Annotated in this window: 22 protein-coding genes; 14 read left to right on the forward strand and 8 right to left on the reverse strand. The window is 47.8% G+C overall.

Annotated features, from left to right (window positions below; all coding sequences use genetic code 11):
• Window positions 1-288: 288 nt before the first annotated feature.
• From H579_RS0107765 to H579_RS0107775, 3 genes are all read right to left on the reverse strand, one after another.
• Entirely contained in the window at window positions 289-1,926 is a 1,638-nt protein-coding gene (locus H579_RS0107765) for a methyl-accepting chemotaxis protein (protein ID WP_036565690.1), read from the reverse strand.
• A gap of 210 nt (window positions 1,927-2,136) precedes the next feature.
• Window positions 2,137-2,295, reverse strand: a complete 159-nt coding sequence (locus H579_RS29075) for a hypothetical protein (protein WP_157834572.1) — start codon at window positions 2,293-2,295, stop codon at window positions 2,137-2,139.
• A complete protein-coding gene (locus tag H579_RS0107775; protein ID WP_157834573.1) occupies window positions 2,285-2,839 on the reverse strand; it encodes a hypothetical protein in 555 nt (184 codons plus the stop codon). The genes H579_RS29075 and H579_RS0107775 overlap by 11 nt, the downstream gene beginning before the upstream one ends.
• A 734-nt stretch (window positions 2,840-3,573) precedes the next feature.
• Between H579_RS0107775 and H579_RS0107780 the strand changes: the two genes are divergently transcribed.
• The 14 genes from H579_RS0107780 (at window position 3,574) to H579_RS27745 (ending at window position 17,567) form a co-directional block, all read left to right on the forward strand.
• Complete coding sequence (locus H579_RS0107780) at window positions 3,574-5,526, forward strand: TonB-dependent receptor domain-containing protein (protein ID WP_028300207.1); 1,953 nt, start codon at window positions 3,574-3,576, stop codon at window positions 5,524-5,526.
• Window positions 5,527-5,989: 463 nt separating this feature from the next.
• Window positions 5,990-6,628: a hypothetical protein gene (locus tag H579_RS0107790; protein WP_028300208.1), complete on the forward strand. Its 639-nt coding sequence runs from the start codon at window positions 5,990-5,992 to the stop codon at window positions 6,626-6,628.
• Between the two features lie 11 nt (window positions 6,629-6,639).
• Complete coding sequence (locus H579_RS24755; protein ID WP_051227421.1) at window positions 6,640-9,120, forward strand: PAS domain-containing hybrid sensor histidine kinase/response regulator; 2,481 nt, start codon at window positions 6,640-6,642, stop codon at window positions 9,118-9,120.
• A 191-nt stretch (window positions 9,121-9,311) separates the two neighbouring features.
• Window positions 9,312-9,950, forward strand: a complete 639-nt coding sequence (locus tag H579_RS0107800) for a PepSY-associated TM helix domain-containing protein (protein ID WP_051227422.1) — start codon at window positions 9,312-9,314, stop codon at window positions 9,948-9,950.
• Window positions 9,950-10,567, forward strand: coding sequence for a DUF2271 domain-containing protein (locus H579_RS24760; protein WP_102049304.1), 618 nt, complete (start codon window positions 9,950-9,952; stop codon window positions 10,565-10,567). The genes H579_RS0107800 and H579_RS24760 overlap by 1 nt, the downstream gene beginning before the upstream one ends.
• 114 nt (window positions 10,568-10,681) lie before the next feature.
• Window positions 10,682-11,539 carry a DUF4198 domain-containing protein gene (locus tag H579_RS0107810; RefSeq protein WP_051227423.1) on the forward strand — a complete coding sequence of 286 codons (858 nt, stop codon included), beginning with the start codon at window positions 10,682-10,684 and terminating at the stop codon, window positions 11,537-11,539.
• A 99-nt stretch (window positions 11,540-11,638) separates the two neighbouring features.
• Window positions 11,639-11,935, forward strand: a complete 297-nt coding sequence (locus H579_RS0107815; RefSeq protein WP_036565738.1) for a hypothetical protein — start codon at window positions 11,639-11,641, stop codon at window positions 11,933-11,935.
• A 2-nt stretch (window positions 11,936-11,937) separates the two neighbouring features.
• Window positions 11,938-12,465, forward strand: coding sequence for a DUF6162 family protein (locus H579_RS0107820; protein ID WP_028300213.1), 528 nt, complete (start codon window positions 11,938-11,940; stop codon window positions 12,463-12,465).
• 116 nt (window positions 12,466-12,581) lie between these two features.
• Window positions 12,582-13,517, forward strand: a complete 936-nt coding sequence (locus H579_RS0107825; protein ID WP_028300214.1) for a metal ABC transporter solute-binding protein, Zn/Mn family — start codon at window positions 12,582-12,584, stop codon at window positions 13,515-13,517.
• A gap of 3 nt (window positions 13,518-13,520) precedes the next feature.
• Window positions 13,521-14,339, forward strand: a complete 819-nt coding sequence (locus H579_RS24765) for a metal ABC transporter ATP-binding protein (RefSeq protein WP_051227424.1) — start codon at window positions 13,521-13,523, stop codon at window positions 14,337-14,339.
• On the forward strand, window positions 14,336-15,238 hold the full coding sequence (locus H579_RS0107835; protein ID WP_051227425.1) for a metal ABC transporter permease: 903 nt from the start codon (window positions 14,336-14,338) through the stop codon (window positions 15,236-15,238). The genes H579_RS24765 and H579_RS0107835 overlap by 4 nt, the downstream gene beginning before the upstream one ends.
• Before the next feature lie 32 nt (window positions 15,239-15,270).
• Window positions 15,271-16,011 carry a TroA family protein gene (locus H579_RS0107840; RefSeq protein WP_028300216.1) on the forward strand — a complete coding sequence of 247 codons (741 nt, stop codon included), beginning with the start codon at window positions 15,271-15,273 and terminating at the stop codon, window positions 16,009-16,011.
• An 11-nt stretch (window positions 16,012-16,022) separates the two neighbouring features.
• On the forward strand, window positions 16,023-16,214 hold the full coding sequence (locus H579_RS29080) for a hypothetical protein (RefSeq protein WP_157834574.1): 192 nt from the start codon (window positions 16,023-16,025) through the stop codon (window positions 16,212-16,214).
• Between the two features lie 144 nt (window positions 16,215-16,358).
• On the forward strand, window positions 16,359-17,567 hold the full coding sequence (locus H579_RS27745) for a hybrid sensor histidine kinase/response regulator (RefSeq protein ID WP_051227426.1): 1,209 nt from the start codon (window positions 16,359-16,361) through the stop codon (window positions 17,565-17,567).
• A 137-nt stretch (window positions 17,568-17,704) separates the two neighbouring features.
• Here H579_RS27745 and H579_RS0107850 read toward each other — a convergent pair whose 3' ends face one another.
• The 5 genes from H579_RS0107850 to H579_RS27750 form a co-directional block, all read right to left on the reverse strand.
• Window positions 17,705-18,601 carry a PhzF family phenazine biosynthesis protein gene (locus H579_RS0107850; protein WP_036565694.1) on the reverse strand — a complete coding sequence of 299 codons (897 nt, stop codon included), beginning with the start codon at window positions 18,599-18,601 and terminating at the stop codon, window positions 17,705-17,707.
• A 165-nt stretch (window positions 18,602-18,766) separates the two neighbouring features.
• A complete protein-coding gene (locus tag H579_RS29085; protein ID WP_157834575.1) occupies window positions 18,767-19,507 on the reverse strand; it encodes a type 2 periplasmic-binding domain-containing protein in 741 nt (246 codons plus the stop codon).
• Between the two features lie 79 nt (window positions 19,508-19,586).
• Complete coding sequence (locus tag H579_RS24775) at window positions 19,587-20,027, reverse strand: response regulator (protein ID WP_051227427.1); 441 nt, start codon at window positions 20,025-20,027, stop codon at window positions 19,587-19,589.
• Window positions 20,028-20,122: 95 nt separating this feature from the next.
• Window positions 20,123-21,169 carry an HD-GYP domain-containing protein gene (locus H579_RS0107865; RefSeq protein ID WP_028300219.1) on the reverse strand — a complete coding sequence of 349 codons (1,047 nt, stop codon included), beginning with the start codon at window positions 21,167-21,169 and terminating at the stop codon, window positions 20,123-20,125.
• Between the two features lies 1 nt (window position 21,170).
• Window positions 21,171-24,776, reverse strand: coding sequence for a hybrid sensor histidine kinase/response regulator (locus H579_RS27750; protein ID WP_084624017.1), 3,606 nt, complete (start codon window positions 24,774-24,776; stop codon window positions 21,171-21,173).
• Between the last annotated feature and the right edge of the window lie 108 nt (window positions 24,777-24,884).

The raw sequence follows: 24,884 nt of genomic DNA on the forward strand, positions 1-24,884 counted from the left end.
GTCTATCTGCTGAAAAAGCCGTCATTTTAGCTGGAGAGATAGCGAGTAAACATATTTAAATGTTAAGAAATGCAGTATTTTTTTAATCAAAACAATTGGTTATAGATATATAAAAATAGTTCTTTTGCTTTATTTACAGAAATATCCTGCTTAAACAAGGTGTTAACAGAAAGAAGAAGGAACAGAAAGAAGGGGAAATAGAATGAGCACAGAAGCTTCACCAGCCAGGCCAGTGAAGCTATCAAGGGATTTATATCGTACTCAATAGACTCAACAGGTCTTTTAGCCTTAAACCCTGAACTGACAAACCAGACCGTGCAGACTATCCGACTGCTGCGCCAGTTCGTGGCTGGCTTGGTTCACCTGCTCCGTTGCCGAAGCCGAACCGTTGGATATATCGACAATATTGACAACGCTTTGATTGATCTCTTCCGCTACAATCGACTGCTGTTCAGCGGCACTGGCGATCATATCATTCATTTCACGGATCGCTTCAACCGCTGTCATGATGCTTTCCATCGCCTGGCCCGCGGCCGTCGCTTTCAGCTCTGTTTCCTCAGTAAAGGCCAGACTGGAGGCCATCACATCCACCACTTGCTGGGCAGCCCCTTGCAGGGTTTCCACCACCTGCTGAATCTCATCGGTACTCTCCTGTGTACGCTGGGCCAGCCCTCTCACCTCATCGGCCACAACCGCAAAACCTCGTCCATGCTCACCGGCACGGGCCGCTTCAATCGCAGCGTTTAGCGCTAACAGATTCGTTTGCTCTGCCACTGAGCGAATCACATCCAGTACCGAGCCAATATTCTCACTGTCGCTGCGCAGCTGCTGGATAACATCGGAAGAGCTGCGAATATGGCCGGTCAAACTATGAATGGCACTGATGGCTGTCTGAGCCTGATTCTTACCTTCAATCGCCTGTTGATCCGCACGGTTGGCCGCCTGAGCGGCTTCTCCGGCACTCTGTGCCACCTGATGCACAGTAGCAGACATCTCATGAATCGCACTGGCAACCTGATCGGTTTCCTTCGCCTGATGCTCAATGGTTCGACTGCTTTCTTTGGTAATTGATGACAGCTCTTCTGCGGCGGCGGAAACCGCCTCTGAAGCCTGCCCGGCTTTGATAATCACTAAATGAATGCGATTAACAAAGGTATTAAACGCCTGCGTTAACTCACTGATTTCATCTTTACCATTCACATCCAGTCGAGCAGTTAGATCGCCCTCTCCCTGACTGATCGACTGCATCGCCTGTACTGTTGCCCGCAGAGGCTGAGTAATACTGCGCGCCAGCAACCAAACAACCACAGCCATTACCATCATCAGAGCCGCAGATATCAGAATAATCTTTTGTGCCTGTTGCCAGTAAACCGCTTCGATATCATCAATATAGACCCCCGTTGCAATCGACCAGCCCCACTTTTTATACGCCAGAATATAGGCCATCTTAGGGACGTGCTGTGAATTACCCGGGCGGGTCCAGTAGTAACGGGAAGCGCTTTCCCCTTTCTGGGCCAGATCCTGTGTCATATTGCCCAAAAAGTAAGTGCCCTGAATATCCTGAGTGCCCGCAGCATTCTGTCCCACCAGAGAGGCTTTGAATGGGTGCATCAGATAGTTTCCCTGCAGGTCCATCAACCAGAAATAATCATCCAGGCCAAACCTCAGATCCGCAACACGTTTCAATGCCCGTTGCTGAGCCTCTTCCAGTGACAACTCTCCAACCTGAACCTGCTGATTCAGACTATCAAACAGCGAGGCCACAGACAGTGTCAGGTTTCTTAATTCAGCCACTTTCTGCTGCTCCATATTTTGTCGCTCCTGTTGCAACAAAATCACAATAAGCAGCGCCATACTGGCCACTGATAATAGAAGAATAAACCCGATACGCTGCTGAATACGAAATCTACGAAAAACGTGTTGCATATAGCCCTCATTAGTTAGCTAATTCACTTATGACTCCCTGGGCGATTAGCATTATTGTGGGGGCCCTGGGGTAAGAGGCCCTGATAATCAAGGCCTTACTCGATGGCGGGCTATTTAATAGATTTATTTGACCTACATCAATTAAATATTTCTTATATTATGTTTTGAAATGTAACTTCTGTAATGAATTGAAAGACTGCCATAAGAAATTTAAGACCAATGTAGAATTGGCCACTGCTTTTCCTGTGCAATCTGGGCCAAGCTCGCTTCCGGCGAAACCACAAAAGCCTCATCCGCCCATTGCAACAAGGGCAGATCATTGGCCGAATCAGAATAGTGGCCGCTAATATCAAGCGGCCTAAGTTTCATGCTCCAGCATTTTAAAGTCTTCACGCACCTGATCCATACCCCATTCGTTATTCAGGATATCAATAAACTCTTTCAGCACATGTTTATCTGCAGCCAATAAGAAGCTTTTAGTAAAGCGGATATCAGAGCTCTCTAACCACTTATTTTTTACTAATACCCAGAGATAATGCATCGCCTCTCGTGCGACACTTGTACGAATACATCCCAGAGTTGCAGGCTGACAGTTATAGAACTCACACTTCTTCAGTGACATCTCTATATATTCCCGCCAGTAGGTTCTGAATTTCAGACTATTTTTGGCATTTTTCTCACACACGTCGGCCAGCTGTTTCAATGCCTGAGGGCACCCCTGTCGACCAATTTCAGCTAAGCAGCCTTCATAGTCAGTCAACTCAATTTTAGGAACTTTTGCGTTAATGTTAGGGATAGTCACTCTTTGCAAAGACTCGCAAAGAATCATTTCCTGAAAAAAATCCGGTTTCGAATGAGTATTCAGGCCTTCTTCGCCAGTAATGCGCTGAATAACCTCAGTAGCCTCATTCACACTTAAGACATAGACTAGCTTACGATCTAAAACATGGCACTCGACATTAGAAAGCTTATGTTTGATCTGATGGATGACTAAGGTCGGGTTTCTCACTAATACGACATATTCTAATTCAAAACTCGAATCAAGCTTATTGTTTAGGCGTCTGATAGCTGATTGAGGTCGATATTCAGTACTGTGAAGAGCGATAGAACCGGGTGCTTTGCGGCAGGATAAAATGCAAATGTAGCCTGTACTCATGGCAGTGTGACCCTTGATCAAGTCAAAAATACCGTGCATTTTCTGGTAAATGCCCTGTGCCGTATCCCTACGAATACTCTTCCATTAGTTTGTTATTTTGCCTGGTGAGCAGCGGTAGAATGAAGCAACACATAAGCTCTCAGACATGCCTTACAACGTCATCTTTTTCATAATCCATCCCTAAAGTTAGCAGATGGATACTCCTTATGTTGTCGCGTTAACATAAAAACACACAAAAATATCAAAGTCTGATAACAACACCAGGTTTTGAGTTAGCCTGAGGGATAGCGTCCTTATTTCTTAGTACATTAGAATCCAGCAAAAAGCCTGGTTACTAGACAGCCCCGTCAAATTCCTCTCTTGCCGGGTGAACATACCTGTCGTGCGGCACCAATAGACAAACGTAAAGAGTGTAAATTTCTTTCCCTCAAATGAGAGTTATTCGCAAAATAAACACCGCCATTGAGAATCATTATCAGCAAGGTGTATTAATGAACAACAAGCCGTCACTTAAAAAACTTCCTCTTGTCATTGCAATTGGATTAGCCAGCTCCAGCGCCTGGGCCGAAAAACAGGATATCGCCAACAACACAACTGAAGTTTGGGCTACGCAAGTCTCCAGCACCTCCACTTTCCTGGGTGATGATGATATCGAGCTAAAACAAGCGGACCATTTAAGTGACCTGCTGCGCAGCCTGCCAGGCGTTGAAGTGGGCGGTACTCACTCTGTTAACCAGAAAATAACCATTCGAGGCCTGGATGATACCGACCTGGATATCACTATTGATGGCGTCAGCCAGAACGCCTATATGTATCACCATGCCGGTAATATTCTGATTAACCCGGATATCCTAAAAGCGGCTGATATTCAGGTGGGCGCTAACTCTGTGCTGACAGGAGCACTCGGCGGCGGTGTGGCTTTTGAAACGAAAGATGCCAAGGATCTGCTGGCACCGGGTGATCACTTTGGTGGTCGTATTCAAGGTCATGTGGCGTCTAATAAATATGCGGGCTACTCTCTGACCAGTTACGGCCGTGTCGGCAGCAATATCGATCTGTTGGCTTATATCTATCAGGTTGATCGAGATAACCCTGAAGATGGCAAAGGCCGTGAAAACCTGGGTAGTGACGGAGAGATCACTAACGGCTTGTTTAAAGTAGGCTTCGATATTGATAATAGCAATCGCCTGGAGTTCAGCTACGATCAGTACAATGATGAAGGTGACTACCCTTATCGTCCTGATATGGGTGTGGCGACTAATGTCGCGATTACCGGTGACAAACTGTATCCAACCACTTATGACCGTAAAACCTTTCGTGTAGGTTATGAGTTAGATAAAGGTGATGATCTCTTCCTGAGTGCATCCGTGTACCATAATGATCTGGAACTGGAGCGTAAGGAAAATGCCGATGAATATCAGATAAAGGCAGGTACTACCATCAATACAGGTGCCAAACTTCTGGCTGAAAGCCTGTTGGATATGGCTGGTTATAGCCACAATCTGCGCTACGGTGCCGAAATTAATAAGCAAGAAACTGAGATGAAAAAAGATGGCGCAGACAAAGGCGGTGAAGATGCCACCAGTATTGCGCTGTACCTGGAGGATGAGATTGCCATCACTGATAGCTTCCGCTTCATACCGGGTATTCGTCACAATCACTATGATCTGAATGCCACTGCTCGCGATAACACCTATAGCAAAACCACTTGGAGTGTCGCGACGGAAGTAGATGTCACCGATGAACTGACATTCCATTTATCCAATACCACCCTTTTCCAGGGACCCAATCTGGAAGAGGCTTTTTACGCGGATAGTGTTAACGAAGTCAATACGAACCTTAAACCAGAAACCGGGACTAATACTGAAATTGGTTTGCGTTATAAAACCAATCACCTGGCAGGCCTGGATCAGCTGAAAGTCGGCTTTACTGCCTTTAACAGTGATATCGAAGATCGCATCGCCTGGCAACGTGCCAACAACACCTGGGTAAACGTTGATCAGGTTACGTTGCGCGGCTTCGAAGCCAGTGTAAAAGCGGACAAAGGTGACCTGGGAGTACTGTTAGCTTACTCCAAGAGCAACAGTGAAGAGGAAGCAACAGGTATGCCTTTTGCTGATGAAGCTGGTGACAGCATTAGCTTAACGGTAGATTACACGTTACCAGCGCTTAATCTGGAACTGGAGTGGGACAGCCAGGTCGTACTGAAAGAAGAGAATTACGATAAGTCCGGCTATGACGTGCATAGTATCTCTGCACGCTGGACACCGGACACAGTAAAAGGTCTTGCTATCACTGCGGGTATCGAAAACCTGTTTGATACCTACTACGTATCCCATGTTTCTCGTATTGGCGAAAGTAATCACCCTAGCTTTGGTCAGTTACTTCTGGATGATGCTGAGCCGGGCCGTAACTTTAAACTGACAGCGGCTTATAGCTTCTAAGTACCAGCACAGTACCAGCACAAAAAATTTTCGATATCCCTTTTCCTCTCCGACCACTGATCGGAGAGGAAGGAAATATTCTACGTACTAACCCAAACCAAGGTACTTTGATATAGATCTGATATTGATCTGAGCACCTTAATAACAGGCTTTAAGAGCCGAACAGAAATTTCATTTGAGTGCTTATTTTATACCTCTTAAAACAACACTTTCTATAATAATATCGCTTACTTCAATCGCATATGCTGATGCCAAGGCATCAGCTTTTTTTATTGCCTTTACTTTTAATCATCCAAATACCGACATAAAAGTATTTATGCCTCGATACCCTTATCCTTTTGAGACACAGCGTGGATAAGACAGAAATATTTTCTATACAGTATTGGCAAAAGCCCCCCGATGTCCTCATACTCAAACAACTCATGGTGTTCTTTGGTCATATAACCTTATGGGTTTCAGGTATATGCAGCGCAAGAAACAATCAGGCAAACACAAGTTGGCACACGCCGTATTGGCTGCAATCAGACTGATCTGTTTATTATTGATATTGCTGAGCTCATCACTGGCAAAAGCAACAGATTTTGGCTTTACCCCTGGTCATGTCTACGGTATTTGGCTGAACATCAATCAGGCACTCATCGCATTCTTACAGCACTCATCTTTGAACAGTGAACAAACCGCCTTAATTACCGCGCTGCAACCCGATGAATTTACAGGTAAACAACCCAAAGATGTTTATCAACAGGTTGAACAAGTAAAGCGACACTTAGAGTCTATATTTGAACGCCCTGCTATCTCTTACCGCCCCGCCTGGATTGATCATTACCATACCCTGCAAAATACCCACCCTGATAGCTCAATTCACCCCAGTAGCGTCTTTATTCTATCGTCTCAACTCCTGAGAGTACTGGTCGCTGAGTATATTAATGCCACCCAATCCCGGCAGCCGATCAGTGCGTTTTATATGGATAGAGAGATAAGCAATCAATCTCCTAGTGATGTGTTTGCCCAGGTTGACCTGTTTAAACGCCGCTTACTGCAATATCAGCAATTCCTCGCTAAGGAAAAGCACTCTGAACGTGTTTATTCAGAAGGCCAATAAGGATTAGAGCGATGTTTACCTCATTTCGTATCTCGACCTTTCGCTGGATTATCGCTTCCGGCTTGATGCTGGCTGTTCTGGCATCGGCCTTGCTTTCACACCAAACCACGGAAAGAATTGAGGCAATGGGCCGGGACTGGTCCCTCTATCAACAAACCAACGCTCAGAAGGTCTTAATTCTGGGACAAATTAAAACGGTAATTGGATTTGAAGGTGTTATCCATCACTTTAAGAACTATATCTTACGGGGTGAACGCCAGCGGGTATTAAACGTCCATCATAAACTGCTGGAGCTCAGAATTGCCCTGACCGCTTTTCGCAACCTGGGGCTATCGGAGCCAGAGCTGAAGGCGCTTCAGCAACTGGAAGGCGTAATCAACCAATATAAAGTCATGCTGGTTAAAGCAGAACAGCTGAAAAAAAGTGGCTATTCGCCACTGGAGATTGATCAACAGGTCAGAGTGGATAACCAACCCGCAAGCTCAGCGATTCAAATACTGGAACAGTATCTCTATAACACACAGAAGAACAGCTATCAGCAGCTACAGAACTCCATTACCAATTTAACCCGCTTCTCTTACCTGGTGGGCTCCTCTGCCATACTACTTTTGATACTTCTGGGAGTACTCTTTTTTGGTTTTACCAATCATCAGCTCATCGCACCACTCTCTCGCCTGATCCGTAATTTTGAAAGTATCTCCCCCGAAAGCCCAGGCCATCTCCGCTTAGAGATAGAACAAAAGAACCTGGATACCGAGCTGGGCAATTTAGTCAGTGTTGCCAATCGTTTTATCGACTCGGTTGATCAGCATCAACAGTATAGAGCCATTGCTGAAGCCAACCTCAGAGATCACGAACAGCAACTGCAAATCATATTGCAGCATGCTGCTGATGCGATTATTACCATTGATAATAGCGGTGCGTTAACCTCTTTTAATAACGCGGCCGAGAAGATGTTTGGTTATCAGAGCGAAGATGTGCTGGGAAAAAACGCCTCCATCCTGATGCCTGAACCTTATCGCAGTCAACACAATGAGTTTATTCAACACTTTCATCGCAGTGGCCAATCAAACATTATTGGTACCGGGCGGGATGTGGAAGCGCAACGTAAAGACGGTTCGATTATGCCGGTCCGCCTAGCTGTCAGCGTGATTGACAGTCATACCGCGCCTGGTTTTGCCGGCATTATCAGCGACCTGACCGAAAGTAAATATGTCGAGGAGCAACTCAAACAAGCCAAGGAAAGTGCAGAACGTGCCAAAGAAAGTGCAGAGCGAGCCAAAGAGCATGCGGAAAAAGCCAATCGGGCCAAATCAGAGTTTTTATCTTCGGTCAGCCACGAGCTACGCACCCCTCTCAATGCCATTCTGGGCTTTGCTCAGTTGCTGGATGCGGATGAGCCCCCCCTAAGCCAGGAGCAACGAAAATATGTACATCATATTTCAGAAGGCGGCGACCATCTGCTATCACTGATCAATGACATTCTTGATCTTGCCAAGGTAGAAGCAGGCAAGATGAGCTTTAACTACAAAAAAGTGGATACTGAGTTATTGCTCAGTGAATGCATTAATCTTTGCCGTATTATGGTCGCAGAAAAGAAAATCACGATCATTGACCAGATGGATTCCAATCTGCCCCACCTATATACCGACCCCTTGAGAGCCAAACAGATCCTGCTCAACCTCTTATCCAATGCCGTAAAATATAATCGTGATCACGGTGAGATTGATATCACCACCAGTGTTCAAAGCCACTCAATATTACGTATTAGTGTTAGGGATACAGGTATCGGCATCCCTGAAACCTTACTGGAGCAACTGTTTCAGCCCTTTAATCGTTTGCAGCAGGAAAACAGCGATATCGAAGGCACCGGTATCGGCCTGGCTATCACACAGAAGATGGTGCTGGAGATGGGTGGGAATATTGGTGTTCATAGTGTACAAGGTGAAGGCAGTACTTTCTGGATCGATCTTCCCACTGCCAATGCCGAGGCGCAAAATACACTCAACGACGATTTAACAGCCACTCGCATAGCAGATCACACAGCGGCTCACACAGTAGCTCGCACAGCGGGTCCAGAAGCAGACAACCGTGGGACCTCCCCGCTCCACCATGGCCGCACACTACTTTATATCGAAGATAGCACAGCCAATATCACATTGATGGAAAAGATGATTCACCCCCGCTCAGATCTGCATCTTCATATCGCAGGTACTGCCTACAACGGTATAGAAATGGCTGATGCCTTACAACCTGATCTTATTATTCTGGATATTAATTTGCCAGACATTAACGGCTTTGACGCCGCAGCCTACCTCAAAGAGAATCCGGGCACGAAGCAGATACCGATTATCGCACTGTCGGCTAATACCCTGTCAGACGCCGTTGAAAGCGGCGAAAATACCGAGCTGTTTGAGCGCTATATTACCAAACCTTTAGAAGCGTCATCTCTGCTTCAAACCATTGATCAAGCCTTGTCGAAAACCACTTAACAAGCCTCTTTTCGCCATTATCACCACAGATAAATCGCTCTGACGGAGCGATATCCCTGCGCTGTATGTAAAAAATGTAAATTGCATTTCCCCAACCGGCTGACAGCACCATAATTTTAAAATAAAAATGATTATCAAGACCACTCGATAATTAACCGCAATTTCATACACCACTGTGATAAGACTGACCCGTGCTGGACAAATTAGCTTACCTGTTTCCACCTAAACTGATCCGAACACTTCATCTGTACAGTTCCATGCTGATGCTGGTCGTGATGCTGTTTTTTACTGTGACCGGTATCACGCTGAATCATCAGGATTGGTTTTCTGACGATCAAGCCAGTGAGCTGTATGAAACCGATCTCCCCGAACCACTACTGCGCCAACTGGCCGTGAATGGGGCACAGTCCGGCGAGGAACAGAGCGATGCCTGGATCATTGCAGCGCCGCTGATCCAGTGGTTACGTCAAGAGCATGGTATTCGCGGTCAGGCGATCAATCTGGACTGGGACCCGGAAGAGCGCTTTTTAGTGATTGATACCAAGCGTCCTGGCGGTTATAGCCTGGCGGAGTTTGACCTGGCGACAGGACGACTGACACTGGAGCGCAAGAACGCTGGCACTATCGCTATTTTGAACGATCTGCATAAAGGGCGTCATAGCGGTGCGATCTGGCAGGCTTTTATCGATTTCTCCGCCCTGGTCATGTTGCTGTTTACCCTGACCGGCTTCTGGCTGCTGCTACCTCAGAAAAAACGCCGCGCCCGTTTGTTTGGTGTCTGTGGTCTGGGCACAGGTTTATCTCTTCTTTTGTACTGGAGCGCACTTTAATGCCTTCTTATCGAAACATTTTGCAAGCATTCACGTTGTCATTTAAACCCGGGCAATTAAAAACCTCATTGGGCCAATCCTCTCAGCCGCTACTGGCTGCATTAGTGCTACTCAGTGTCCTTGCAGTGATGCCCGCTCATCAAGTGCACGCGACCCCAAATGCAACCGGTCACATAGAAACAGACATCAATAACGTGGAAATAGAGTTCACGTTACCTGTCATTGAAACAGGCCAGTACCAACGCCCCTATGTGGCCGCTTGGGTCGAAGACAGTAAAGGCAAGGCCGTCAAAACCCTGACGGTTTGGCATGAAGATAAAAAATGGCTGAAGGATCTGCGTCGCTGGTGGCGAAAAACCGGACGTTATCAGGAGGAAAATCTGGATGCAGTTACAGGCGCAACCAAAGCCCCCGGTCGTTTCACTCTGAGCTGGGACGGTAAAGATTACCAGGGGAACCCCGTAAAAGCAGGCCAGTACCAACTGTGCTTTGAAGCTTCCCGCGAACACGGTGACCGCTCCCTGTTAAAGCAAAAATTCAACCTACCCGGTCAAGGCAAAACGTATCGGATCAAAGCGGGGTCAGAGTTGGGCCCGGTTGAGATCAAGGTGTTGTAGCTGAGATCAAGGTGTTGTAGCTGAGATTAAGCTGTGTAACAGCGTCAGTTTTTATCGAATCCAATTTCGGGCATTCACCCATCACTATTTAGCCCACGACTATAAGGAAAAAGTATGTCATCCGCTCAACCTCATTCATTGGCCCGTCTGGGTAAACGCTTTGCGAAAAAGATCGGCCTGACGGCTGCACTGACACTGTCTGCCGCAGGTACTGCTCTAGCCCATCCACTCTGGTTATTGCCGCATGAGTTTAATCTGTCAGGCGAAGAGAGCGAGTGGGTTACAGTGGATGCATCCGCCTCGCATACCGTATTTAATTACGACAAGGGTGTGGGTCTGGACAATGTCAGCATTATCGCACCGGACGGTAGCAAGCAGCGTATCGGTAGCTATTTCAAAGGCCATCGTCGCAGTGTATTTGATCTGGAAATTGATCAGACAGGCACCTGGAAACTGGCCGGTGCCCGACCGCCGGTATTCTTCACTCACTATGTCGCAGGCAAGCGCAATGCAGAAAAGCGCCTGTTTGCTGATAAACAGGAAGCTCAAGCCAAGCTGCCAAAAGATGCCCGTGATGTGGTCACCAAGCAATATATGGTGTCCAGCATCAGCTATATCACCTGGCAAGCACCAACCAATACGGTACTAAAGCTGAAAAACAAGGGTCTGGAATTGGTAGGTCCCACTCACCCTAACGATGTGGTCCGCGGTGAAGAAGCAGAATTCCAACTGTTCCTGGACGGTAAACCTCAAGCCAACGTTGAGATTGAGCTAACCCCTCACGGCACCAAGTACCGCGATGACCGCAAAATGCAGAAGCTGAAAACCGATACTAACGGCATGGTGAAATTCACACCGGATCTGGCAGGCCCCTGGTATCTATCGGCCTACATCGAGCTGAACTCCAACAGCCCACGGGCCGACAAAATCGGCCACCTGCTGTATATGACTTTTGAAAGCCAGCTGCCTTAAACCGGGTGATAAGCAATGAATTCAGTGCTCACAACATTAACCCGCTCGACCAAAGCCTTCACCCTTACCGCTCTCTGCCGGGGCCATAGGATGAAGATTATGCCCTTGCTGCTTGGGTATTGTGCGCTGTTCGCCAGTACGGGTGCCAATGCACACTACCCGTTAATGACCTGCAGCACTCAAGACACCGCCGTCTCTTGTGAAGCCGGCTTCAGCGATGGCAGCCCCGCCACAAACAAAAAAGTACAGGTATTGGATTATAACGATCAAGTCCTGCTGCAACTTAAAACGGATCAACGCTCACAGGTGATCTTTCAACGCCCCTCAGGGGAGTTTTACATTCGCTTTGATGCGGGCCATGAAACCCCGGTTGAAATTGATTACGACGAGTTGTAAGGATGCAAAGCACACAAGTCTCAGCTTCCGATGGTATTAAACAAACCATCGCACCGTTAGATGGCCGTCGGGAGACCCGCTGGTGCCTGCTTACTTTAGGCATCATCCTGCTGCTGGGGGCGTTAGGCATTCGTATGAATCAAGCCCCCGTACCGGAAAGACGGCAGCATTTATCCCTGTCAGTAGAGGATAAGGCGATGTTGCTTAGCCTAAGCAATGCCATTACCGAGATCCGTTTTTTACAACAAGCGGATGGGGATTGGCCCAGTATTAAGTCTCTGAACGAACAACAAATCCCCCCCTTCGATCAGCTGAAAGCCAATACTGAGCGCCAATCCATTTATCAATGGAGTACACCCCAAGCCGGTTGTTATCTGGCGCTCAGTCAACAGGCAGCACTGAGCAGCTTTATGCTGCTGATTCCAGAATCAGAGCAAGTCGCTGGCGAGATCTATAGCCACAGCGGCCCAGCGGCTGATTCTCCTTGTCATACCGGCAGCCCATGGCAACTGCAAAGCAAAGAGTTTTAATGATGAAATCAGTGATTGTGTCGCTAAGTAAGCGGCTCATAAGCCAAAAGAGTAGAAGAAACCGCGCCGTAAAGTACAGCCCGTTGAAACACAAGACCGCCAGGAACATCACCTCAGTGCCAGGTGCTAGGTTTAAAACGGTCCTGTTGAGCATAGCCGCGTTACTGTTGAGCTTATCGGTCTCTGCCACGCCATTAAAGGCACCTTTGAAGGTGGGTATCACCCTTCATCCTTACTACAGCTATGTTGCTAACATCATTGGCGAACGTGCTGAGATCGTGCCCTTAGTGGGTGAGGGCTTTAATCCCCATAGCTATGAGCTACAACCGGCGGATCTAAAGCGCCTGCTGACGATGGACGCTTTAGTCCTAAACGGTATCGGTCACGATGAGTTTGCCACCCACGCGGTGGAAAAGTTAATGCACAGCCAGCCCGAGCTAAAAGAAAAGCTCACGCTGATTTATGCCAATAAAGACGTCCCCTTGTTAGCGGCAACCAACACTCTGAATGCCTGGAATCCACATACGTTTGTCTCCATTGATGCCACCATTCGTCAGGTGTACACCATTGCAAAATCTCTGGGTCAACTGGACCCGGATAATGCGAAATACTTCCAGAGCAATGCGATCAAATACGCCCGTAAGCTGCGTGGACTGAAAAACCGTTATCTGCGTCAGCTACTCAACACCGACTTGAGCCATATCCGTATCGCCAGTACCCATAACGCCTATGGCTATTTTCTACAGGAATTTGGTATTGCCATTGATACGGTGATTGAACCGGCTCATGGTGTGGAGCCCAGCGCCAGCCAGCTGCAACAGACGATCGACCGCATAAAAGCCGCTAACGTTAATCTGCTGTTCACCGAGCTGGATATGGATAACCGTTACGTCAGTACTATCGAACACGCAACCGGTATTCGCCTGTTCCACTTCTCTCATATGACCTACGGCTCCTACGACCCGGATAAGGTCTATAACGAGATGGAACAAAACCTGAAAACCCTGAGTCAGGCGCTGCTCAAGGCCCATCAGAAAACAGATAAGGGCTAGCGTATGGGACCCGCGATTACACTCAAGCAATTTAGTTTGACCATCGGCGATAATACGCTGCTTAAGCCCTTTGATCTGACATTGGCAGCGGGCAAGCTGCATCTACTGACCGGCCCTAATGGTGCCGGTAAATCCTCTCTGCTTAAATCAATTCTGGGCCTGATGCCCCATAGCGGTGAAGTCACACTGCATTGGCCATCTGTCCCCGAAGAAAAAGAGACACACGCAGGCCTGATCATACCCGCTTATATTCCGCAATTGGCCACTTTCGACGCCACACTACCGATGACGATTGAGGACTATCTTTATGCCAGCACACAAAGTCGGGCTTTTTTTCGCAAAAAAACACCGGCACAACAGCTGCAACTGAATCAACTGATGCAGCAGGTGGGCCTGGCGGATAAAGCACAGCGTAAACTAGGGCAACTCTCCGGTGGTGAGCGCCAACGTCTTTTATTTGCCCGAGCCCTCGCACAGAACAGCTCATTCTGGCTACTGGATGAGCCTATGACTGGATTGGATCAGCAGGCACAACAACAGATCGAGAGCATGATTCTGCGGCTGAAAAAACACGGCTGCACCCTGATTATGGTCCATCACGATCATGACTTTGTACGTCGGCATGCCGATAACGTAGTGGTGATCAATGGCGGCCTGGAGGCCTGGGGCAGCCCTGAAAAAATCTACGGATTGCCCCGGATCACGGTTGATCTCAGCGCACCCGCCTATTCAACTGTTGAGCCTCCTGCAACAACAAGAGCTGCCTCAGTTCAACAACCAATATCACAACAGTTCACAGCAGCTGAAGGGGCGGCCTTATGATTGATCTTCTGCATCAACAGGTCAGCGCTCTGGTTGATCAGGGCTGGCTACCGGATATGTTCCAATACCCCTTTGTCACCTATGCGCTGATTGCTGCACTGCTCACCGGCCCTTTACTCGGTGCTCTGGGAACTCTGGTCGTGGTAAAACGACTGGCGTTCTTCTCCGAAGCAGTGGGTCACGGCGCATTGACCGGTATCGCCATTGGTATTCTGCTAGGTGAACCGGCTACTCAACCGATTGCAGGTCTGTTTAGCTTCTGTCTCAGTTTTGCGCTGTTACTACACTGGGTCAAAAGTCGTACCCAGGTGCCTTACGATGCTCTAGTGGGTGTATTTCTCGCCTTTGCTATCGCCCTGGGTGCAGCACTGTTGCTCTATGTGGCTAAAAAGGTCAACGTGCATATTCTGGAAAACGTGCTGTTTGGCTCCATCCTCACAGTCACCCCAACCGACTTGCTGATTCTGGCGGTGATTACTTTCACCAGCCTGCTACTGGCTCTGCGTTATGCGAATCAGGCACTAATGGCAGCCCTGCAACCGGAAATGGCCAGAGTGCAAGGTGTTGGTGGCAGACGGGTTAATGTGACTTTGCTGGATTATGCCTTTGTCTTGCTGATCGCCTTAATTACCGTGGCTGCGGTAAAAATTATCGGCGCGGTACTGGTGGGCGCTCTACTGCTGATACCGGCCACAACCGCCCGCCTGATCAGCAAAGATCTCAAGCAGTTTTTCAGCCTGACCCTGCTGATCTCAACCAGTTGCTGTGTGGCTGGTGTGGTCCTGCCTATGGCTTTGGAGTTGCCGATTCCTTCTGGAGCAGCCATCGTGCTGCTGGCCAGCGGCTTGTTCCTGAGCATCGTACTGCTGAATCAGTTAAAGCTTTTAAAAACCGCGTAAAAATGACTCACCGCTTAATGAGACGAGACACTATGTTGCGATATAAAACACGCCTGAATAATGATCGGTTGAGCCAGAAAACATTAGCTATAACGGCACTGCTATTAAGCGCTTTTCTCGGCTGGAGCCCATCAGTTTTTGCTCAACAGAGTCACTCTGCACAAGAGAAGAGTCCACGAGTAGCAACCACTCTTCCGGTAATTCATCTGATCACCCAGTCTCTACTGACCAACACACCTGTGACCGTGGATTATCTGCCAGCCAAACGCTATCCCGTCTCCCGGCTGTCTTATTGGATAAACCAGAAACTGCCTCAGCAAATCAACCAACTACCACACTATGCTGCCTCTATAACAGTCGCCTCAGTCTGGCCACAGCACAACGTTTACCCTCAGCTGAGGCAACAGAATATTCGTATCGTTCCTGTGGATGCTGCTATGCAGTTAAAGCCTCAAGGGGCAAAAGTCAGTCTCACCGCCAGACAAGGTACAGAGCAGGATTATTTCTGGTTAGCCCCGGATAACCTGAAAGTAATGAATCGGATTATTGCAGAAGATCTTAGTCTGTTATGGCCAGACTACAGTTCACAGATTCGCCGTAATGAGCACGATAACGATCAGAGTATTAGCCGCTTTCAGCTGGCTTTAGATGACACGCTATGGCAGCAGGAATGGGAGGGGTTATGCAGCACACAGGAAGAGCTGAAGCCGTTACTGCTATCCCTTAGCCTGCCGGTGTTAGCTGTGCCAGATGACTCAACTATACAACTATAGATAGCCCAACCATGGATAGCCCAGCAGTAAACGGTATGCGCTGCCTCTGGGTAACCGATGAGAAGCCAAAGACAGTACCCTCGGCAGAAACCCCATCTATATCACCGCAATGGACGCTCAATAGTCTGAAGCGTTATTACGATAAAGATCTAAACGGATGGCTACAGCATAATCTGGAGCAACTCAACCAGCTCAGCAACTAAAACCTTTTCTGGCTCCTCGACGTCAGGTATCCCACCTTGTACCGGGTACAGATATTGCAGCTATTGTCTCACGAGGCTATTAACCGACAATGTTTGCCGCTCAGACTGCACCAGTGTGTGCTTTAGAAAGTTACCGGGACCATTATGAAACAGGAAACTGCCATTATACTGCTGGTCAGTAAGCAGATCTCCATGCGCAAAGTGATTCGAAGCCATCTGTACCGCCGGGGTTTTATCCATATCCTTGAGGCTAGAGATGGCCGGGAGGCTCAAACCCTGCTCTTGCAAAACCCGATCAATTGCATTATCAGCGACTGGGAAATGCAGGATATTACAGGCATTGATCTACTGCTACAGGTACGCTCTGATCCCGAGCTGCAAAATATGCTCTTTATGCTGGTAACGGCAGAAACCAAGCGCGACAATATCGAAAAAGCGATTCTGGCTGGCGTCGATGACCTACTGATTCAACCCTTTACACCGGCCAAACTGTGTGAAAAAGTGCTGCGCCTGATCCAGAAAAACCGCCATATCCCGAGAGAAATGCAGATCCATATGGCGGGTTCCACCAAGAGTGATTTAACCTCTCCGATACTGCAATCGTTATTGGATGAGGGAATGACCTTTGATCAGGAGCAGAGTGAGCAGGAAACTGTCGAAGAGATCCATATCGCTAACAGCCAACTGATTGCAGAAAATACCTACCTGAAAGCCGAGCTGGACCGTCTTAGCGCGCTTGATCTGAAAAGCCCTTTAACTGAACTGCTATCTCTGAATCAAAGCCTGTTACAACAGCGTTCCCTATCGGCAGAGGTCAAACAGCAGTTAAAACAGATAGATCATCTCAGCCATCATCTTCTGGCCCGGGTAGATGGTTCGCTAAACTTATGGAAGATGGAAACGGACCAGTATGAGTTACAACCCGAGTCTTTTGATCTGATTGCGGTGGCTGAGCAGGTGATTAATGCCGAACGCCCTAACGCTAAAAACAAATCGATCACCATCGCCTTGGATGGGCCTCATAAATGCCACTGCTACGGCGAAGCACTCTTATGCCGAACGCTATTAGGTAATCTTGTACGCCTGGCTGTCGATGCTTCACCGAAGAAAGACACCGTACTGATCAAGGTTCATGCCGATGAATACCTGCATATCACGATTCATCATATGGGGCTGACCTCAATTGAGCAGCAAAACCAGTTTTTTAATAAATACTCTTTACCCAATAACCCGACAGTCTCAGAGGCCTACGCTGCACGAATTATCAGTATTATTCAAGGAGGCGATATTAAGGTCGTTAGCAAGGTGAACGAAGGTAGTCAGTTTATATTGCGGCTACCGAAAGGGGCTTAAGCTTTTTCAGTTCTAACTACGACCTTGCCTTATAACCTGGCCTTTACTCTGACCGTTGAAGCAACGGGTCAAACAGGTGACAGATTCCAGTCTGCTTATTAGCACCGTTATCCAACCTATTATCCCCCAAGAAGCGGTTAAAGTAGCAAATAACCTTCACCCACGATGACAGCTTGTCCCGCAACCGTCACCTTGGTGACCCCAGACTGACCACATAAGCCTTCACCGATCGTAATACCCAGCTCAATCTGGCTCGGCCTCCCTATCTGAACACCTTGCTCAATATAGAAATGATAATGACCGGATTCCAAACTCTGCGCCAGATAGCCGGATACCGCAGCCGCCGCACTGCCCGTTGCCGCATCCTCAACCAGGTTCACTTCCTGGCATATCATACGGGCATAGAGGTGATTATCGTCACGGCTGAACAGATAAAACGCGGGCCAATCACTATCCGCATAGAACAGCTCTTTCAGACTGGCCTGAATCTGCACCGCATCCACTGCGGCTTTATCTGTTAACTCAATCAAAGTAAAAGGTGCGCCACAGTCACCCACCATCGCTGCGGAAAAGATTTTTTCCTGCTCAATATTCAGTAACCGTGCTGCCTGAGCTTTATTTAATGCCGAACGCTTTAACGAAGGTAAAACAGCGGTCGTAAACTCCGCTTTGGCAACCGGGAGACTGCGGTCAACCGTGACGGGGACCGGGCCAACCTGCTCTATCAACGTCCAGTGACTACATGCTTCATCACCGTCCTGATGATTCAGGTGGGCCAGACAAATCGCAGTTCCTATAGTCGGATGCCCGGCAAAAGGCATCTCATCAGACGTAGTAAAGATGCGTACACGGGGTTTATCGCTATCATGGCCTGCTGTCACAAACGTGGTTTCAGACAGATTCATCTCGTTGGCAATTTTCTGCATCTGCTCATCACTCAGCCCCTCTGCCTGAGTAAACACCGCTAACTGGTTGCCACCAAACATCTGATCGGTAAACACATCTAACAGAGTATAAGGGTAAACTTTACGCATAATCCTAATCCAACCAAATAGAGTCTCTTGCGAAACCTGAAACGCAAATACTGCAGACCAACACAACGACCAACATCATAGGTCAATAAAGTAAAGAACCAGCACCAGAAACACCTATCCTGTGCTCTATACAAAGAGAGCTCAGCTTCAGGACCAATCAGTAATTTAACGATGACCTTGTATGATTTGCTGCAATAGCCTGATTCTGGCCTGATTATCTTGCTGGTTACGTAACGCCAGAACCAAGGGAAGCTGCTCAAGAACAGCGACCAGTTCAATATTACCCAGCTGCTCCTGATTAAGTTGATAGTGCATCACTTTCGGGTCTGTCAAGGCGACGGGGTGTCGCCCCATGGATAATTTACGAATTAAAGCACGCTCCGTTTCAGCCCAAACCACATGCTCTGGATAACGGGAGATGATAGCGGTAATTTGTACAGGATAAGCGTACGTTTTAACCAGGCCTACTCGATAATCCCGAAACAGATTATCCAGCGAAGAAAAATGCACGTCAGAGCCAGATTGTTTAACCAGCGCTAACTGGGAATAGTCAATGGCTTTCGAACTGATAAAGCCCTCTTTCACTTCCGCAGGCCAGGCAGGGTAATAACCGATATAGTCTTTACCCTCAGCAACCATTTGTGCTCTGCGCCAGGGATAGAAATCAACCTCCAATCGGATATCATGAGGTTGAAGTAAAGCCCTAAGTGCCTGAATTGATGTCCCCTGCTCATGGAGGCGCTCACCCGCGTAAGGCTCCCAGTTTAATGACGCGACACGCCAAACCTCTTCTGACCACACGGGCCTTGAGGTCAGGATCAAAAACGCAAAAGTGCTGAGCAAAAACCTGAAAGAGAGTAACTTAGGGAGGGACAGCCGTTCGGAACCACAATACGCTTTGAGCATCTACATCACCTCCCCGGAAAGAGTATCGAGGTCAGGCCTTTACATACTAATCAATATTGCTTCACACCATAGCATGTCATTATCGATTTAAATTGGCCTCATCAATAATCGCTTTTAAGCGCTCATTTTCCTGTTCCAGTTGCTTCTGACGAAGCAGAATTCTTTCAATACTGCCGATTTTTGAGCGCAACAGATTCTGGTTAATCGGCTTAAACAGATAGTCATAGCCACCAATATCCAGACCTTTATAGAAATACTCCTCCGTTGCCGCTGCGGATAAAAACAAAATAGGCACCCAGTGGTCAGGTTCACGGTTTAAAATCAGCTCTGCTGCCTCAAAACCATCCATAACGCCCATCATCACATCCATCAGGATCAGGTCAGGTTTCTCGCTATCGTAGAGCTCTACAGCCTCCAGACCATTACGGGCAACCAATACCTCATGCCCCATCCTTTTCAGCACCAGCTGCAATAGCTTTAAGTTGGCCTCTGTATCGTCTACAGCCAATACTTTTAACATTTAACCCCGTACCCTCTCTTCTCGATTGCTTTTTCTCAGTTGGTCTATTCTCAGTTTATCTCTTCTACGTTCCAGAGTGCACTACTGGAATAGACCTATTCTGTATCAGAAAGACGTTCCATAACCTCTAACATCTGCGGTAACACCTTCATAAAAGCGTCAATGACCTGAGGATCAAAGTGACGACCTTTTTCCTCCTCAAATAAGCCTAGCACCCTTTCCAATGGCCAAGGCTTCTTATAAGGACGCACACTGACCAGCGCATCAAATACATCTGCTGCTGCGGCAATACGCGCCACCAGAGGAATCTCAACCCCTTGCAAACCATGAGGGTAACCACTGCCATCCCACTTTTCATGATGATACAGCGCAACCTGTTGTGCAATCACCAGTAATTCTGAATCCGGCGCTCCTAAAATTCTGGCACCGATCTCGGGGTGACCCTGAATAATCTTATACTCTTCAGGCGTCAATTTACCGGGCTTACACAGGATATCATCCGGTATACCCAACTTACCAATATCATGCATGGGGGCAGCGGCGGCTAATGTTTCAGCATCCTGCTCATTAAACCCCATTTCCAGAGCAATAAGGCGGGCATATTCCGCCATTCTCTGCACGTGCAGGCCCGTCTCATTGTCCTTGTATTCCGCAGCTAAACCCAAGCGTCGGATAAGCTCTTTCCGGGATTGCTCCAGCTCCTGAGTACGGGCTTTTACTTCATCAGACAGAGCCCTGTGTTGTTGCGACAGAGCCAAATGCGTCTTCACTCGCGCTAACACGATGGGGGGACTAATCGGTTTGGTGATATAATCCACAGCTCCCAGCAATAACCCCTTCTCTTCGTCGAGAGCATCAGTCATTGCACTGATAAAGATCACCGGCACATCTTTGGTTCTGGGATCCGCTTTCAGTTGACGGCAGACCTCATAACCATCAATCCCAGGCATCATGATGTCCAGCAGAATCAAATCCGGCACAGTGCCGGAAAAAACCCGATTTAATGCCTGCTCACCGTCCTTAGCCACAACGGTTTTATAAAAAGGCTTTAACAGCCCCACCAGAATAGAGATATTTAGGGGCGTATCATCCACAATCAATACAGTGGCTTTTTCTGTCGTGCCAGACTGTACTTGGGTCATCTTATAATCCTTGTCTTAAATCACTCAGCAGATGCAGCGCTTTATCAAATTCAAACCCTTCAAGATGATCCATCAGCTCGGCAGCTTGATTCATCAGGGCGTCATCCAATTGGCACAACTCTAACAGATCCGGCGCTATATCTAACACTTCCGCATCACCTTCTTCCAGCAAAACCTGCATTTGATCCAATAGCACCAGAATCTGATCAACAGGCAACTCAGCAGAGGAGATCGGCTGTAACGCATTTCTGAAAGCCTGATCCCGCTCTTCCAGCGTTTCAGGTGTCGCCGATTCTGGTATCGCATGCTTGGTCATGCAATCCATCACATTATGAATCACCTGACTTAAACTATTGTGCAGCGGCTCAAGTCCTGAAGGCTGAATCAATTGATGCCCCAGCATCGCTTTCTCCAGTGCATCAGCTTCCTTAGCAACCTGGGTCATACCTAGGGTTGCAGAAGAGCCTTTCAATGTGTGTAACCAGCGTTTCAGCGTTTCCCAGTCTGCTTGTTTAGCCATCATTTCAGCCGGAGCCGTGCCCTGTTGATAATCCTCAATAAACTGCTTCATTAACCGCTGCAACAGCTTTGAATTACCCGCAGTGGAACGCAGTGCCTGATTGAGATCAACCCCCTCGATATAACAGGGCATACCGGATGCTTCGCTCTCTACAGCAATCTCAGTCTGGATCTCTCCAAGCACCGCTCTTGGCTCAATCCATTGAATCAAAACTTCTTTTAAACGCTCAGGATCAATCGGTTTGGAGATATGGTCTGACATACCTGCCGCCAGGCAACGCTGAACATCCTCCTGCATCGCATGAGCGGTCATAGCGATAATAGGAGGCTGCTTCGCTAACCGCATCTGGAGGATCTGCGCCGTAGCCGCCATACCATCCAGTTTTGGCATCTGAATATCCATCATCACCAGATCAAACTGCTCAGCCTGCACCGCTTTGACCGCATCTTCGCCGTTATCAACCAGCGTGATATCCATTGCAAAAGGAGCCATCAGCCCCTGGATCACCTCCTGGTTGATACCGTTATCCTCAGCGATCAACACTCTGGCACCCGCACGGGAAGTGATATCATCCATCTGGTAACGTGCCAAACCAACAGACAGCCCTGATCGAACCTGAATGCTCTTACGCTTGACAAGGGCTTCCTGAATGCTATCAATCAGATGAGAGCCTGACAGAGGCTTCAGCAACACACCGTCGACCAGTTGTTTATTCACCTGAGACTGCAACTCTTCCCCACCATGGGCCGTAATCAGAAGGATTACCGGCTGCTTTTTAAGTGCGGAGTTATTGCGTATCGACTGAGCCACCTGAAGGCCATCCATGACAGGCATTTGCCAGTCAACCAGAACAACATCAAACTCCGCTTCATCTTCCAGGGCGGTATTCACCAGATTATTAAGCCCATCTGGAGCACTCAGTTCTCCGACCGCATTCACTTCCGCCGCCTGCAAAATACTCAATGTTGACTCAAGGGCAACGGGGTCATCCTCGATATAAAGTACCCGAATCGATCTTAAATCTACGCTATCCGCTTCTGGCGTATGATGCCGTTGGCAACGAATGGTGAAGAAGAAGTCACTGCCCTCGCCAGGCTCGGAGTAAACACCGATCTGCCCTCCCATTAATTCAACCAGCTGCTTACTGATCGCTAAGCCCAGTCCCGTGCCACCATACTGACGGGTGGTCGAAACATCTGCCTGGGAAAAAGACTGAAACAGTTTTTTCTGCGCCTCTTCCGTCATACCAATCCCGGTATCTTTGACAGAGAAACGTAATTCAACCTCTTCCTGCCCGTTAGCCCCACCTTTGCCTGATTGATCAGAGAGGTTGTTTAACTCAAGTCGAGAGACACTGATCTTGACCTCCCCTTGCCTGGTAAATTTGATAGCATTATTAACCAGATTCAGTAAGACCTGCCCCAGACGCAGTGGGTCACCTTCCAGAGACAAAGGCACATCATCTGAGTAATCAAATACAACGGATAACTTCTTCTCCGCAGCTTTTACATCCGTAACAGCGGCCAGATTATTGAGCACATTATCCAGACGGAATGCCGTTTTCTCGATATCCAGCTTGCCCGCTTCAATTTTTGAGAAATCCAGAATATCGTTAATGATTCCAAGCAGGTTCTGCGCCGCCCCCTGAATTTTCTCAATATAATTTCTTGTCTTAGCATCCGGGCTGTTTTGTAACGCCAGATGGCTCATGCCGATAACCGCATTCATTGGTGTACGGATTTCATGGCTCATATTGGCCAGGAAACTGCTTTTCGCCTTACTGGCCTCCTCCGCTCGCTCTTTCTCTTCCATTAGAGCAGCTTCCACCTGCTTCTGGTGAGTAATATCCGTTCGAATCGAGATAATGGAATCCAGCTTTTGGAATTTGTTAAAAACCGGCATCACCGTGGCATGCACCCAATAATGCTGACCCGATTTAGTCTTGTTGCACACATCACCATGCCATACGTCATTCTTCAGCACCGAACTCCAAAGAGATTTAAAAAAGGATCTCGGATGCAAACCGGAATTCACCATGCGATGGGTATGTCCTATTAACTCCTGTTCGCTGTAGCCGCTGACCTCAACAAATTTCTTGTTCACATAAGTGATAACGCCATGCTTATCGGTCATGCTGACAATGGCGTGCTCATCCAAAGCACTCTTAAAGCCTTCTAACTGAGCATTGGCTCGCTCCAGCTTATTCCTGGCTTTTCTTAAATACCAACCAACAAAAGCGACTATGGCTAACAGAATAACCACGAGCTGAACCAACAGGGTCAGGTAGCGACTTTTTTCTCTATAGCGTTCATCAACCCGGTACTCAAAGTCATGCTCAAACTGTTCAAACGCATAATAAACCGGCAGTGTCATCAATTCGCTGACGGCACTATGAATCGCATTCACCGCCGAACGCACTTCACTCTCATAAGCAAAGATAGGCTGAAAAATATCGGACACTGTTGGCTTTTGGGTAATCAGAGGATCAACACGAACACTGTCCATATAGGAGTAAAGCTCCATCGCCGCATCCCCATCAGGTAAGGCGATATAACGTAGTGTATAAAGGAAGATATCCGCCAGAATCAATTCGTACTCATGACGCTCATGCAACGATAGCTCACTGGCTCTCAACTGACTTTTTGCCTGCTTAAACGTGTCATGAGACATAGCCAATAAGATTGAATAGCGACTGGAATCTGAAGCGATCCTTTGCACCAGAGTATGAAAATCTTCATGCCGCTGCTGATAGGCTTTCCATAACGCCAGCGTTTCTTTGGAACCTGTTTCAAACGAGACAAGCATCTCATCCAGCTGCCTTTCACTGGCATAGTATTGTGTTAAGCGCTCCAGCAAGCTCTCACTGGGATCATTACGATAACCTGAAGCCAACAAAGCGGACTCACGGCGAATACCACTCATCAGCTCTCGGTGTTGATGCAGTGCATCTTTGGTTTCCAGCAACTGCACCGCGGACTGAGACTGTACTGCCAGTAAAATCAGAGGAATTAAAAGAAAAGAGGCCAGCATGCTGATCCAAAGCACGCTATCAGGTAATCTCAGTCTTATCTTATCCAGAGTACTCATCAATAGTTATCAACATTATCTGTGGGGAAAATAGTGCGGATATTAACTTAAAGCTTCTGTATTAGGTATAGATCATAGGTTACATATCGTTGCTGTACGTCATAACAC

The organism is Oceanospirillum beijerinckii DSM 7166, assembly GCF_000422425.1.
In the GTDB taxonomy this organism is placed as follows: Bacteria; Pseudomonadota; Gammaproteobacteria; order Pseudomonadales; family Halomonadaceae; genus Oceanospirillum; species Oceanospirillum beijerinckii.